This window comes from Flavobacterium lacisediminis, assembly GCF_025909975.1.
GTDB lineage: Bacteria > Bacteroidota > Bacteroidia > Flavobacteriales > Flavobacteriaceae > Flavobacterium > Flavobacterium lacisediminis.
In genome coordinates, this window is record NZ_JAPCIO010000008.1 from 1 (window position 1) to 14,486 (window position 14,486).

Annotated in this window: 12 protein-coding genes; all 12 read right to left on the bottom strand. The window is 30.5% G+C overall.

Annotated elements, in window-relative coordinates:
- A partial coding sequence (locus OJ995_RS11385; RefSeq protein WP_489886098.1) for a phage tail-like protein occupies positions 1–1,268 on the bottom strand: 1,268 nt, incomplete at its 3' end.
- A 107-nt stretch (positions 1,269–1,375) separates the two neighbouring features.
- Positions 1,376–2,323 (bottom strand): glycosyltransferase family 2 protein, encoded by a 948-nt coding sequence (locus OJ995_RS11390; RefSeq protein ID WP_264369531.1) that lies wholly within the window; start codon positions 2,321–2,323, stop codon positions 1,376–1,378.
- Positions 2,324–2,329: 6 nt separating this feature from the next.
- Positions 2,330–4,666: a tetratricopeptide repeat protein gene (locus tag OJ995_RS11395; protein WP_264369532.1), complete on the bottom strand. Its 2,337-nt coding sequence runs from the start codon at positions 4,664–4,666 to the stop codon at positions 2,330–2,332.
- A gap of 11 nt (positions 4,667–4,677) precedes the next feature.
- A complete protein-coding gene (locus OJ995_RS11400) occupies positions 4,678–5,487 on the bottom strand; it encodes a methyltransferase domain-containing protein (protein ID WP_264369533.1) in 810 nt (269 codons plus the stop codon).
- Between the two features lie 22 nt (positions 5,488–5,509).
- Complete coding sequence (locus OJ995_RS11405) at positions 5,510–6,358, bottom strand: GNAT family N-acetyltransferase (RefSeq protein ID WP_264369534.1); 849 nt, start codon at positions 6,356–6,358, stop codon at positions 5,510–5,512.
- A 1-nt stretch (position 6,359) separates the two neighbouring features.
- On the bottom strand, positions 6,360–7,226 hold the full coding sequence (locus tag OJ995_RS11410) for an NAD-dependent epimerase/dehydratase family protein (RefSeq protein WP_264369535.1): 867 nt from the start codon (positions 7,224–7,226) through the stop codon (positions 6,360–6,362).
- Entirely contained in the window at positions 7,219–8,835 is a 1,617-nt protein-coding gene (locus tag OJ995_RS11415; RefSeq protein WP_264369536.1) for a hypothetical protein, read from the bottom strand. Before OJ995_RS11415 ends, OJ995_RS11410 begins: the two co-directional genes overlap by 8 nt.
- The gene (locus OJ995_RS11420; RefSeq protein WP_264369537.1) at positions 8,826–9,224 is read right to left on the bottom strand and encodes a hypothetical protein; all 399 of its coding nucleotides are present in this window, start codon (positions 9,222–9,224) and stop codon (positions 8,826–8,828) included. The genes OJ995_RS11415 and OJ995_RS11420 overlap by 10 nt, the downstream gene beginning before the upstream one ends.
- Entirely contained in the window at positions 9,217–10,068 is an 852-nt protein-coding gene (locus tag OJ995_RS11425) for a polysaccharide deacetylase family protein (protein ID WP_264369538.1), read from the bottom strand. The genes OJ995_RS11420 and OJ995_RS11425 overlap by 8 nt, the downstream gene beginning before the upstream one ends.
- A 171-nt stretch (positions 10,069–10,239) precedes the next feature.
- Entirely contained in the window at positions 10,240–11,484 is a 1,245-nt protein-coding gene (locus tag OJ995_RS11430; protein WP_264369539.1) for a phage tail-like protein, read from the bottom strand.
- 207 nt (positions 11,485–11,691) lie between these two features.
- Positions 11,692–13,044, bottom strand: a complete 1,353-nt coding sequence (locus OJ995_RS11435) for a glycoside hydrolase family 19 protein (RefSeq protein WP_264369540.1) — start codon at positions 13,042–13,044, stop codon at positions 11,692–11,694.
- Between the two features lie 580 nt (positions 13,045–13,624).
- Positions 13,625–14,485 carry a T9SS type A sorting domain-containing protein gene (locus OJ995_RS11440; RefSeq protein ID WP_264369541.1) on the bottom strand — a complete coding sequence of 287 codons (861 nt, stop codon included), beginning with the start codon at positions 14,483–14,485 and terminating at the stop codon, positions 13,625–13,627.
- Between the last annotated feature and the right edge of the window lies 1 nt (position 14,486).

Genomic DNA, 14,486 nt, shown 5'->3' on the forward strand with positions numbered 1-14,486 from the left:
TTAATACCATCGATACCATTAGCTCCTGTTGCACCAGTTGCTCCTTGACAATCTAAAGCATTCCAAAATCCATCACCATTTACATCTTCTGTAGGATCATTTATTCCATCTCCATTAATATCCCAACAATTAATACCAGCAGCCCCTGTAGCACCAAGTATATTTACTGTTACAACATCTCCTGCTTCGTTTGTATATGTAATTGTACCATCACCATTATCAACTAATGTCGTGATAGTTTCATTACCAGGAATATCAATAATAGTTTGAGTACCATTCTCACTTGTATACGTATAAGTACCATTTCCATTATCTACTAAAGTAGTAACAGTTTCATACAACTGAACAATATCTGAAATATTAATAACCTGAGTAACACCATTATCATCTATATAAGTAAATGTAGTACCATCATAATATACATTACCTCCGTGCTCATGAATAATTTCAATTAATTCATTTAGTACGTTAGTATTCGATACAATATCCGTAAAATTAGAAATTACATCGCCAACTATATTAATCGTTGTAACTGTTCCATTTTCACTTGTGTACGTATAAGTACCATCTCCATTATTAACTAATGTAGTTATGGTTTCATACAACTGAACAATATCTGAAATGTTAATAACCTGAGTAACACCATTATCATCTATATAAGTAAATGTAGTACCATCATAATACACATTACCTCCGTGTTGATGAATAATTTCAATTAATTCATTTAACACGTTAGTATTCGATACAATATCCGTAAAATTAGAAATGACATCGCCTACTATATTAATAGTTGTTTGCGTACCATTTTCACTTGTATACGTATAAGTACCATTACCATTATCAACTAATGTTGTTAATGTTTCAAACTGATCTACAAGAGTTTGAAAATTAATTACAGTAATACCTCCTACTTCATTTGTGTAAGTAAAAGTTCCGTTTCCATTGTCTACTAAAGTAGAAACAATTAAAGCTGACACATCATCTGAAGTAGCTATTCTGCGCCATCGATCAATATACCAATAATAATATCCTGGCGTGATATCATTAACCGTTGAAGTATTAAAGACTAACAAACTATTAATGTTTCCATTAGTAATAGTTGTTACATCTGTAGTACTCGTCAACGGCACCTGAGGAATCCTAATACCTTTATTTGCCGACACCACATCTAACATGGTGGAAGCATTGGGCATAGGAGTCCCGATACCTACTTGGGAATATACCGACATCCCAAATAGCAAGACTAAAGCCTGTAAAATTTTCTTCATAATTTAAAATTTAATATTTATAACAAATTTGAGCATAATTACAAGTCTAGCATCGAAACATGTAATAAGTGGCGAAAAGGATGTAATAATCGATTAAAAAAACAAGATTAACTCTTAGGCGCATGAATAACATCATACTGAATTGCTTGCAATAGCAATTGAAATCCTAAAATAATAGATAGTGTAATAATCATAATAGTTCCCGTTGGAGCTAACTCATGAGAGATCGCAGATTGAATCCAAGTATAAATCCCAAAGAAAACACCAAAGAAAAATAATGGCAAACCAAAGAAAACATACAGGGAACCAATATTAAAGTCATATAAAAAATATTGCTTTACGATTCTCTTGCAAAATGTTTTAAATAATTTTGATCCAAAAATAATTGGCATTGTCCACACATTCATGCTTGACTTTTCATCACCATAAATGGCTGGCATGGCAACATCTTTTATAATTGCTTTCTGAAAATATAGCTCCGCTAATAAGGAAGTTTCAAAAAAATAACGATTAGAAAGTTTGTTAAAATTTAACTCTTTAAATAAATTGGTGTTAAGAGCAATATAACCATTTGTAGGATCAAAATTATTCCAATAACCTGTTGCCATCTTAGTTAAAAATGAAAGCCCAAGATTGCCCATTCTTCTTACTAAAGGCATTTTTTGTAACGCGGTAAAATCTCTAAAACGATTTCCCTTTGCAACCTGACATTTATTGTCAAGCAATGGAGTTATTAGTTCAGGTAAAAAAGACAAATCCATTTGATTGTCCGCATCAACCTTTACAACTATATCTATACGCTCTTGCCAAGCGCGTCTAAAGCCTTTAATTGTTGCACCTCCTACCCCTAAATTAACCTCACTTTCTATAACCTCATATACTACATTTTCATGCAAAACATCAAAAAGGGCACTTGGCAAGGGTTGAGGACTGCAATCATTTACAATTATTACCTTATAAATATAGCTAGGTATTTTAGACAATACATTTTTTATATGTTTCTCTGCATTGTAATACGGAATTACAATGGCAACTTTAAGTTGTAAATTTTCCATATCTTGTTATCTTAAACTTATTTGATTTTTAGCATGAGCTAAATTCCCTTTTGCTAAAACATGCTCACTTTGTATTTTAAGTGCTTTTTCACAAGCTATAACCGCTTTATCATACTCTTGTAATTGATTATAAGCACAACAAATATTATTGTATGCATTGGCTGATGGTCTTAATTGATTTGATTTTATTGCGGCATCAATACAAGCTCTATAATTACCTTCGTTAAAATGCTTTAGACTTAAATTCAAATAGTTATCTGCTTCAGCAGTCTTTGAATTTGAAACACTAGTAGTATTGCTCGCATACAACAAATTATTTTTAGCTAAAGTAAATTCAGGATTTAATTTTAAGGCAGCCTTATAATTTTCAATTGCTTTTTCAGTGTTTTTCAAATTGTAGTAGGCAATACCAATGTTATTATAAGCTTCTGCAAAATTTGGTTTTATTTCAATCGCTTTTTCAGCCATTTTTATGCACTTTTCAAATTCACCCTGATTAAAATAGTGCAAACTCAAGCTAAGAAATAAATCAGCACTCTTTAATTCTGTTGCTCGATTTTCTTGTAAGGTAAAATAGGAAATACGATCTTTTGCAATCTTAGCATATTCAAGCGCCAATTTATTATCAGGTGCCACATTTAAAACAGCTCCTACAATTTGCTCAATTCCTAGCCAATTGTCGCGTTGATGATATAAATTTAAAAGCAGAACTTGAGAATTGTAATAAAACAAATTATCATCAAGAGATTTTTTTAAAAAAACAATAGCTTCATCTTGTCTATTCTTTAAATTTAAAAAGTTAGCATAATAATAATAAGCCATAAAATTTTGAAAATTACAAGCAATAGCTCGTTTAAAATAAGCCTCTGCTTCATCGGAAAAACCTGTTTTATCCTTTAAAATACCAAGATTTATATATAAATTGGTGTAGTTTGGATTATATACTAAGGCTTTTTTATAATAGGTTTCAGCTTGTTGATAATCACCTTTTGCCATAAGTGCTAAACCATAATTCATTAATCCTCTACCGTTTTTAGGGCTCTTCTCAGTTACATCTTTCCACATTAACAAAGGAGAACTCCATACCTCATTTCTTTGTCTTATTCCATAAACATTAACTGTAAAAAAAATTCCTAATAACAAATAAGCCAAATAGTGTACTTTAACATTTTTAAAAATTTCTATCAAAATATCAAAAAAACGTTTTACGGTAAAAATTACAGCAATTACTAAACCTATGTAAGGCGTAAATGCTCTATGGTCATTTAATACCTCAGAAAATGGAATAACAGAAGAAGTAGGCAATAATGCTATTAAAAACCATAAAATACCAAATGAAATAAGTCTTGTTTGCTTGCTTTTTGTTAATTTAATAGCTACATACAATAAAAGAAACAATCCTAAAAAACCTAATATAGCCTTATCTTCCATTATTGAGGTAAAAACCATTTGGTCTGAATCTAAACTTAGATTATAAGGATAAAAAAAAGTGATAAAATAATGACAAACAACATAAGGTTGCGTAATTAAATAAGACCATCTATCTACACCTCCAGGCGTAAAAGTTTTAGGAAGCATTTGAGAATAAAAAACTAAAAATAAAGCAGTAAATAACACGGATGGTAAAACAGTTATAAAAGCATTTTTAATTTTTAGTAATTCTGACTTTTTAAAAAAATTACCTAAATAAGCTTTTTCTTCAAAAACAAGTACATATAAAAATAAAAGAGGAGAAAAAACAAAACCCATTTCTTTTACAAAAAAACCAATGAACGGAAAAAATAAATACAAATTATACTTTTTCCATATTCCGCCTTTCAAATAAAAAACAAAACCTAAAACAATATAAAAAGCAGCTACAATTTCGGCTCTTTGAATAATATAATTCACAGTTTCGGCATTAGCACATAGTAAACCAAACATAGAGGCTGCTAACAAACCATAAAATTTAGTATTAGTTAAATACCCTAATTTTTCTAGCAATAATTTCACAAAAAACAATATTGCAATACACAGTAGTACAAAAGTTATAAAAATATGAATATGAAAAGCCTTAGAATTAAGACCTCCAGCTAGTTGATAATCAATTGCATTTTCTAAAGCTAAATAAGGTCGATAAGTTTGATTTGCAGGTAAAGAACTAATAGTTGTAGGATCAGTAAAAAACTTCACAATATCAATTTCTTGAATAGCTGTATTATTTAATATAGTATGATCATCATCAAAAATAAAAATATTATTAAAATGATTGGAATAAGCAAAATATAAAACTCCAAAAAACAAGAAAAAACATACTATAAACACTAAATTAAGTGTTGTCTTACTTAAGGTATTTTTAATCATAATAGTATCAATTAATTTTTAGTAACTTTTTTTATTACGATTACATGATGCAGAGCAAAAACCGTGTTAAATGGACGTAAAACAAACTCAACAACTTTTATAATCCAAGACAAATAAGAAGGCAAAAGCTGTTTAAAATTCAATCCTCCAGAAAGTAAGTAGCGTAAATAATTATTCAATGGTCTTTTATAAGTGATTTCAAGATTAGGAAATAGCTGCTCAAACTTTTTCTTATCACGAATAAAAACAATATGAGACAATGCCTGATTAGCCCCATTCATAAAACCAATACTATCATTACTCCATTGCAATTGCGACAAATCAAAAGATTCTGTTTTAAAAATATTTTTGTAAAAATTTCTTGCAACAAAACCATAATATGGCTCTATTAAAACACAACCTCCACCTGTTTCTAAAACCCTATTAAGCTCTACAAAAAACTTTTCTGGATTAGGAAAATGATGAAAGCAATTAATACCATAAATGGCACTAACAGTATTGTTTTCAAAAGGCATTTGTTGGGCATCAACTACCATATCTAAATTGCTAGCATTTTTTATATCTGTAGCAAGTATATCAGGATATCTTTCTTTAAAAAAACTTACCCCAGCTCCTATTTCAACTCGTTTTACAATTGTTGTGTTAAAAAACTTCTTGTCAAGCGAAATACATAAATCATAAAACTCTGAAAAAACATTTTTCATCATTGTTTTTTCAGACAAAATTTCTTTGTGAATTCGCAACATCTCATCACTATCCGGATCTACATTTTTAAGCCTTGGCTCACTTAAATACTGTTTTATTTTTTCTAAATATTTCATAATACAAATTCATTAAAGTCTATTAATAAGCATCAAAATCTAAAGCATTAAACAAAACCGTATTAAGTTCTAATTTCCGGTTATTAACTGTTAAATCTTTAAAGATTAAATTTAGTGGTGAAGGCCTTAGCCTTTTGGGTATTTCAAAATAATTACTTGCTTTCCAATCAATCGAATTATCTATTCCAATCCAAAGATTAAGTTTCCTTAATTTCATTTCAGTTTCTTTTTTATGGAATAAAAAACCTCCATACTTTTCAAAAAGTATAGCCTTTATAAAAAAGACCGATGTCATAGAAAAAATAAAATCTTCTGTTACTTTATAGTTACAAGACGGATTATTTAATCTCCACCTCAAAGAAGCATCACTCCATTCTCTTTTATAATAATTAACTTTATTTTCTTCATCTTTCAATCGTTTCAAAGCACCAAACCCAATTCTGGCCTCAAGCTCCCCTATCTTTTGAAAATTTAATTTATAGATAAAACCATAACTACTATTTGCATTTGCAACACCTATAACAAAACCATATCCATTATGCCTTGCTAATTCATATGACATTTCTGCTAGTTTAACAAAGAGGCCTTTACCTTGATATGCCGGATGGGTGGCTGTGTTTAATGAAAGTAAACCCAGTTCTTCCTTATCAAAAACGGTAGCTTTAAAAGGCATTAAAGCATAATGAGCTATTAACTTACCAGAATCATATGCATTATACCCCACTACTTCACCATCAGGATTATTTTTATATTGCCATTCAATATAGGCATAGGTAAACTTGTTCGATTCAGGAAACGTAATTTGTAATAAGGCTACAATCTCATCTATAGATGCTTTATCAGTCTTTATTGGTAAAAATTCGTACTCCATATTATTTTTTTAAAATTAATTGCAAACTATCTCTATAAGAGCGGGGAAAAAAACCTAACAACCTAACATCTTTAGTGGTATCAATAGATATCAAATATTTCAATCCTAATAAACTTTCTGATGATATTGGTAATTTCAATTTTAATAATTCAAAACTTCTAGTAATCCAAAAAACAATGGAAAAAGGAACAGGAATAAAAAATATTTTTTTATTTAAAATAGCACCAATTTCCTTGTAAAATGATTTCATTGTAAGCACATGGGTTTCTGCAATAGAAAACAATCCACAATAAGCATTTTCCATTATTACATCTATAGCCAGGCATAAGTCATTAATATGTAAAGTTTGCAATGGCTGCTTTCCTCCACCAATCAAAGGAATAACATTACTCTTTTTTACAAATGAAATAACCTCTGAAGCAAAACCACAATCACCTAAAACTAGTCCAGGTTTAATAACAACATCTGTAGATAAATTAAATATTTTCTCACATTCAAATTTATTTTTTCCATAATGCGACATAGCTTCAGAATGAGCTGAAAAAGAGGAAATAAAAACCATTTTTACATTATGCTTTCTACATAATTTCAAAAGCAAGGATGTACCTTTTAAATTAATTGCATCAGAATTCTTATCAACATCATGCTTAACAAACGCACAATGAATAAAATAATCAACAGATTCAAAATAAACTTCATTTGGAGTTTTTTCTAAAGAATACAAACAATATTCAACCCTTTCTTTTGGTAGAGTTGGCAATCTTCTTACAAAAGCTTTAACATGCATACCCTTATTGCAAAAATAATCGACTAATGCACTCCCTATAAAGCCATTAGCTCCTGTTATTATGACGGATCTTTTATTCATTTTTCAAAACATTTTTAGCAACATTGTAGGCATTAGCCATTAATGTTAAAGTCAATCCTTTCCCTGGTAAATACTTAAAACCCGAGCCGTCGGCTACATATACATTTTGCGTACCTGCTAATTTCCCATTAGGAAACAAACTAAATAAACTTCCTGTTGTATCAAAAGGTAAGGTACCTACATAATGTATACTCCCTCCATGAGTTGTATTTACCGTTTTTAACGGCAAACAACCTAACAATCCTAAAGCAGATTTAAATTTCTTCTCACGTAAAAAATTACGTTCAATTTCTTGATCAGACTGAATATATTCACCTATTAGTTTATCCAGAGTAAAGCTTGCATCATCAGGAAGCAACTGAATATATTTAGAAGTAGAACCTTTTTCAGAATGATGAATTCCTGCAATTGTAAAAGAAGATTGCAAATACTGCATCAAAAATCTTGAATCTCTAAAGTTTAGCGGAGATTCTTTAATCAACTTAAAGAGCAACAACGACCTATAACTAAACAGTGCTGCGATACTTACATCTAAATTGTTTTGATTTTCATCTAAATACAAAACCAACTGTCCTAAACTTGTTTTGTATTGTTCAGGTATTTTACCCAACATTTTCCATTGAATACACGGTATGTAACTATACGGATTGCAAATTATGGGCAACTTTTGCTTTTTATATTCAAAAGACCTGCTAACTATACGAGCAGTACCTAAAACACCCGGAGATAAAATTAATTTTTTACAAGTAAAAACTTGTTCCTCATTCGTATCTGTCCTTTTTACAAAAACTTTTACTTGATTGTCGAGCTCTTCAAATTTCAATACCAAACATTGAGAATGATAAACAAAATTTGTTTTTTTATTTAATTCATCAATTGTAATCCAAGAACGATAAGCAGACTTATCGGTATCAGACCAAAAATCCATATCTTTATAAGCAACCGCTTTTCTATCGCCTTTATCTTCTGTTAATAAAGCTAATGCTGAACGACCTAAATAAAATCCTTTATCATTAAGCTTGTTTTTTTTCTTATGGTAAGTAGAAAAAATACCTTCTAAATTATGTTCTATTTTTGAGCTTGGCATTATACTTTTCAAATCCCTTAAACAATATGGGTTTGAATCATCATAACTTCCTGATATTCCTATGTAGCTGGCTACTTTTTCATAAGCGGTTTGCATTTCTAAATCATTTAAACCTATAGCTCTTAATTCAAGCTCAGAAAAAACATAACAACCTAAACCCCAGCCACCTCCTAAACCTCCTTTTGCCAAACTTTCCATTGGAAAAAATGAAGAAGATGAAAAAGGAATATATTTTTCTACAGCTTGGGTCAAATAGCCTCTTGGAGGTGTTAACTGAGACCCAACTCTACCTTTGCCCCATGGTATTCCCTCAAAACGTTCTCCTAAAAAATAACGATACTGCTCTTCTTCTTCTTTTCTAATAGAAAGAAAATCTTTACTAGGTATTTGATTTTTATAGGTTGTGTCCTCAATACCCACATCTAATACAGCAACAGTAACACCGCTCTCTACTAAAAAATGTGAGGCAATTGCACCGGTAGCGCCAGAACCAACTACTATGTAATCATAATTTAATTCCATAAAAGTCTAATTATTTTAACCATAAAAAAACCTATGAACACATAAAAAAAAGAAACAAAGCCTAGAAATAGTATTTTTATTAAAAAAAATAAATTCCTTTCTTTTGGTAAAAAATAAGCGGCATATAATGGTGTAGTTTCTAATATGGCAAGCATGATAAATAGTTTTCTTCTTATAGCACTTTGTGGTAAAAAAAACGACAAATAAGAATCAATAAAAAGCATAACTAATCTGCTTTTTAACATAAATCGCCATAAAAGCGCTTCTTCTTTTGCTAATTCTATTTTTAAATGCTCCATTGCTAAATGATACTTTTCCATTTCTGTATCACCTATAGAAACATCTAACAAATACTTACTTATAATGGTAGCTTCTCTAAAATTATCCATCACAATTCGTATTTAGTAGAGTTACATAATCTCGATAAGTAATTATTTCACAATCAAATTTTTTAATTATATAATCAAGTCGCTTAAAAACCTTTCCTCTGTTATAATACATAAGTTGATTATAAAACCTGTTATCATTAATACCAGGATGCATAAAAAATTCTTGTTCACTATCTATATCATATGGATGAAAATAACTAGTAACAACTTCATTTTTAGCAAAATGATTTTTAAAAGAATTTGAAATTATTTGCAATGGTAAAATCCTAAAATAAATACCCCCTGCAAAAGGAACATTTAATAATTTACTTCCTCTAACAGACATAGGAATCTCCCAAAAATTTTGATGAAATTGTACTGGAGAACTACCAAAGTTTTCCCAACCAAATAGCGGGTTTTTAGCTGGTAATACAGAACTCGAATAGCTAAAGCCTAAATCTGACAAAACCTCAAAAGCCCATGAAGTTTCTTTCACCAATGAAAAAACAGGAGCACGAAATCCACAAATAGGTCCTGCACCAGCATTTATTAAGTTGTCAACATTAGCTACAATATCGTCTCTAAAACTAACCTTATCCATTTTTGTTAGGGGTATGTGAAGATTTGAATGACAAGCAATCTCATGACCCTCATTTTGTATATGATAAATTAAATTAGGATAAACCTTTGGTATATCACCAACAACAAAAAAAGTTGCCTTAAAACCATATTGATTTAAAAATGCTAAATACTCAAATACCAATTGCTCTACTCTTGCCGAATAACGAACACCATCAGACATTCGCAACCGAATATCTTCTAAATCGACACTAAATAAAAAGAGATTCTTTTTGCAATTCATCATAACACATTACTTTGAATAATTTTTTACAGAAATTTATAAAACAAATGTGTCAAGAATGCAAGCCTTTTCAAACCACTATGTAATAAGTGGAAACTTTCATGTAATAAGTGGTTGTTTACTAAAAAAGCAACAGTAATAAACTGTCGCTTTTTTAGTAAATATATATTTAAATTAAAAAGCCCTCCAGCCAGCATCACCTTGTGTGCCGTCACCATTCAAATCGTTTACATAACCTTCAAATCTCCCTAAATCAGTGTTATATCGTATTTGCCCAAATTCTGGTACTACTGGCCTATCTGTTGATGTACCAATTGAAACTTTAACTGCACCAGAACCTTTAAACTCAACAGTATCTATAGGAGTAGAAGAAGATCCAACCATCAATTGATTTGAAGCTGTATTAGTAGCACCTCCGCCAATTGCTATACTTTTACCAAAACCACCTGTACTAGTTTCTCTTCCTATCAATATTGAGTATCCTCTTAAATCATCTAGCGTATTATCAACAGGATCATTATAACCTGATCTATACCCAATAAAAATTGAATTAGAAGCTTTATTGGCGTTATAACCACTTTGGTGTCCTAAAAAATTAGAATTATAAGCTTCACTTGCCAAATATCCTGCCATTCTTCCAAAAAAATTAGAATTTTCAGCTGACCATGCTCTATAACCCGCTTGGTTACCAAAATAATTAATATCATTCATTTCACCTAATTCATAGCCTGCCTGAAATCCAAAAATATTTGCATCTGTTGTTTCAAAATTGTTATAACCTGCTTGTTTCCCAAAAACATTAGATGAATTAAAAGAAGAACTATAACCTGCTTCGGCTCCCATAAAATTAGAATCATATGCTTCAGCTCCTAAAGCAGCATTAGAACCAATTGCATTAATATCACTTCCAGATGCGTTACTTCCAGATGCATCACCTAAAAAAACGGTTCTATCAAAAGAACCTCCTAAACCTGCATTAATTCCAAAATGCAAAGCCAATCCATCATTACTAATAAAACCAGTTTTTACATTATTAGTTCTAAAGGTTAAACCCATATCATCTGTTGTACCTATAAAATTCAAAGATTCGTTTGTCCCAGCATTACCCGTTAATGACCAATCATTAGTAGACGAATTAATCAATCGTTGCCACTTGTTATCATACCAATAATAAAAACCAGGCGTAACATCACTTATAGTTTGGGTGTTATACACCAACAAACTTTCAACATTACCATTAGAAATAGTAACAGCATCTGTAGTCCCTGTTAAAGCAACTCTAGGAATCATAATTCCAGCATCTGTAGAAACAATATCCAAAATTGTAGAAGGGTTTGGATTGGTTGTTGCAATACCTACTTGAGCATTTGTAATGCCCGAAAAAAGTAAAATCGAAAATAACAGTATTTTTTTCTTCATACTAAGTAAAATATAATTTTGAGTACAAATTATATCAATAACAAATTACAAAACAAAAACAAGTTAATACTCGATCAGTTTTGTGTAATAAACGGTAAAAAAACCATTATAAAAAAACAAATTACACTTAAAATTAGTGTACAAAAAACATATAAAAAAAAATCATCTTAGTAAAACAATATAAAAAAACTCCATTAACTCGCAAATTTAATTTACAACAAACGTTCTTGTAACCACAGTATCATTAACATAAATCCTAATAAAATAACTACCTTTCTTAAAGCTTGATAAATCTAAAACAACAGAGCCAGAAACTCCTTCGTTGTTAAATTGCATTTGCCCCAATACATTAAAGATTTCTATTCCTTGAATCATTGTATCACTCTCAATAGTAATTTGATTTTTTGCAGGATTTGGATATAATAACAATTCAGCAGCTATAAAATCAGATGTATTCAAAGCAACTACAGCACAATTAATATAATCTTGCATGGCGTTGATGCTACTTTCGTAACATAAAGTTGAATAATCCCCTGTATCTTCTAAACTAATTTGCGCAACACTAAAACCTAGAACATCCAAATAGTATTTATACAATTCAGATCGCAATACTACCTTTTCTGTAAAAGCAGCAGTGGATGCACTTCTACACTCTAATCCCCCATTTATAATATTGTTTGTATGCGCAAAACCCTTTTTATACATTTTGTTTTCAGTATATTCACCACTTTGCGGCACCCATAACTCGTGCATTACCTGATGACAAGAAGGCTTCGGGCATTGTGGCATCATCCAAAACCAGATAGCTGATTTAAAAGCCAACACACCATCTTCTTGAACTAAATCTGGATTATTTAATAACACAGACCCATCATTATATAAAAATTTACTCAATTGCCCATAATTATAGTTCCATGACAACTGAATAGGACCTCTACCATAATATCCTTTTGTAGGATTTGGAGGATACACAGCGTGCGCTTGTGAATAAACACCCGCTGAAGTAGCGCTAGAATATCCAACCTCATGAACAAAGTACAATCCCCATTGCGCGTAGTCTCCTGCCAAACCTCCGCCCACCGGTAACTGCCAACCTCCTGTTGTTTCTTTTGAAATATTAGCTAAAAAAGCGGACAATTCTCTTTTATTATTATCTAAAGAACTTCTGTTAACAAAATCGGCAAAATCAATATTTATTACAGTTTCTGGAGTTGAATTAGAATACCACCACGACTCAACATCTGAATAAACATATGAAACAGAAGTCGATTTTTTTGTAATAGTTACTAGCTCACCCCACACACCTTGTTTTTTTCTAATTTGAACTAAATAATCCGACATTTCAGTTACTGCTTGATTAAAATTAGCATAAGAATAAAAATCAGCGGCATAACCTTGCGGATGAACACCATATGTTCCTGCTCGCTTTGGAAATAAAGAATTCCACAATGATGCTGTTAACAAATCATCAACACTATAAGCCGAAACAGATTGAGATTTAACCTCTGTACAAACAATTAAAAACAGGAATACTGTTTTAGCAAGTAATTTTATTCTCATAACTTATAATTTTAATAATTTGCAGCAAATTGCTATACAAAGTAATGATTACATACTAAATTTCAATAATTAATACCTCAACTAATAATATACAACAATAACCAATATAATAAACACAAAATAAAACGGTCTTTATTTCTCAATTTTAAAATTTAATTTCAAGAACAAATTATATCATTAAATAACAAAACAGTAAACGGCGTAACAAACGGCTAGCATAATGTAACAAACGGAAATACAAACACTCAAAAGAAATAAAAACACTTAAATCAGCTAATGCATTAGTACAACTAATTTAAAACAAAAACTGTTTGTACACTAAATACAAAATAAAAATAAAGTAATTAAACAAGCCTTAACTCTTTATGATACAAACGGCATAAAAAATGTAATAACCGGCTAAAAACGAATAAGATGAGCTAGCAGAATGGTAAAAACTGCGCCATTTACAAACAAAGTTTAAGCATAAATAAATTATCTAATAAACAACCGTGTTAATGCAACTCAAACTCATTTTAAAAAATAAAAAAACCACCGCAACATAAAAGTTGCGATGGCTTTTAAAAATTAGAAATAAGTACTATTCCTTAATAAATTTTGTGCTAGAAACACCTTGATCTGAAATTATTTTTAAAACATAATTTCCAGAAGAAAGTCTAGACACATCAATAGCTTCAATATTTTGTGTTAACAATACTTGCTGACCTAACATATTGTATATAGCTACAGATTGAACCGTTAAATTGTTTTTGCTTGTAATATGCAATACCTCTTGTGCAGGGTTTGGATACAAAACAAAGTTATTTGAAAAATCAAAGTCAGAAACACCTAATGTAGTAACAACTGCGGTAGAAGCTACATTAGTTACAATAGCAGGGTTATAGTCAAAATAAATATTTGCTCCGTTTGTAAACGTATCACCTGCTACTAAAGTAGATTTTGTTTTTATTTTAAACGCTACATAACCATCATTATTGGCATCATCAAACGGAAGATTTATATTATCAAATGTAAAATATACTTGGTTTCCTGATCGTACATCTATAATATAACTATGACTTGCTTTTATTGGCGTAATACTCGCAATATCAAACTTGCTGGTGTCTATAATATCTTTTATAACCACTTTTTCTGCCATATAGGTTCCTGTGTTTTCAAAACGGATAACATAATCTACAAATTCACCCACCTGAGTTGTTGTAATTGTAGCACCTTGCATACACTTTTTGTCGTTAGGGTCATAAGAGCCTATTACAATTTGATTAAGTGTAAAAACATTATCTGCTGGGGTTTCGTCTGTAAGACCTGTAATGGTAGCAGTATAAGTCAAGACATTGCCAATATTAACCGCAGGGGTTTCCATTGGGCTGTTTACATTAAAAGTAACTGTTATTTCTCGAGTTTCAAAAGGGGCTAAATTGGTAAAATTCCATGATAACATA

What these genes read in the sequence shown, in the direction of transcription:
- OJ995_RS11405 (WP_264369534.1), bottom strand. Translation starts at nt 6,358, where the DNA reads ATGGAGTACGAATTTTTACCAATAAAGACTGATAAAGCATCTATAGAT.
- OJ995_RS11415 (WP_264369536.1), bottom strand. Translation starts at nt 8,835, where the DNA reads ATGGAATTAAATTATGATTACATAGTAGTTGGTTCTGGCGCTACCGGT.
- OJ995_RS11390 (WP_264369531.1), bottom strand. Translation starts at nt 2,323, where the DNA reads ATGGAAAATTTACAACTTAAAGTTGCCATTGTAATTCCGTATTACAAT.
- OJ995_RS11425 (WP_264369538.1), bottom strand. Translation starts at nt 10,068, where the DNA reads ATGATGAATTGCAAAAAGAATCTCTTTTTATTTAGTGTCGATTTAGAA.
- OJ995_RS11395 (WP_264369532.1), bottom strand. Translation starts at nt 4,666, where the DNA reads ATGATTAAAAATACCTTAAGTAAGACAACACTTAATTTAGTGTTTATA.
- OJ995_RS11440 (WP_264369541.1), bottom strand. Translation starts at nt 14,485, where the DNA reads ATGTTATCATGGAATTTTACCAATTTAGCCCCTTTTGAAACTCGAGAA.
- OJ995_RS11400 (WP_264369533.1), bottom strand. Translation starts at nt 5,487, where the DNA reads ATGAAATATTTAGAAAAAATAAAACAGTATTTAAGTGAGCCAAGGCTT.
- OJ995_RS11420 (WP_264369537.1), bottom strand. Translation starts at nt 9,224, where the DNA reads ATGGATAATTTTAGAGAAGCTACCATTATAAGTAAGTATTTGTTAGAT.
- OJ995_RS11435 (WP_264369540.1), bottom strand. Translation starts at nt 13,044, where the DNA reads ATGAGAATAAAATTACTTGCTAAAACAGTATTCCTGTTTTTAATTGTT.
- OJ995_RS11430 (WP_264369539.1), bottom strand. Translation starts at nt 11,484, where the DNA reads ATGAAGAAAAAAATACTGTTATTTTCGATTTTACTTTTTTCGGGCATT.
- OJ995_RS11410 (WP_264369535.1), bottom strand. Translation starts at nt 7,226, where the DNA reads ATGAATAAAAGATCCGTCATAATAACAGGAGCTAATGGCTTTATAGGG.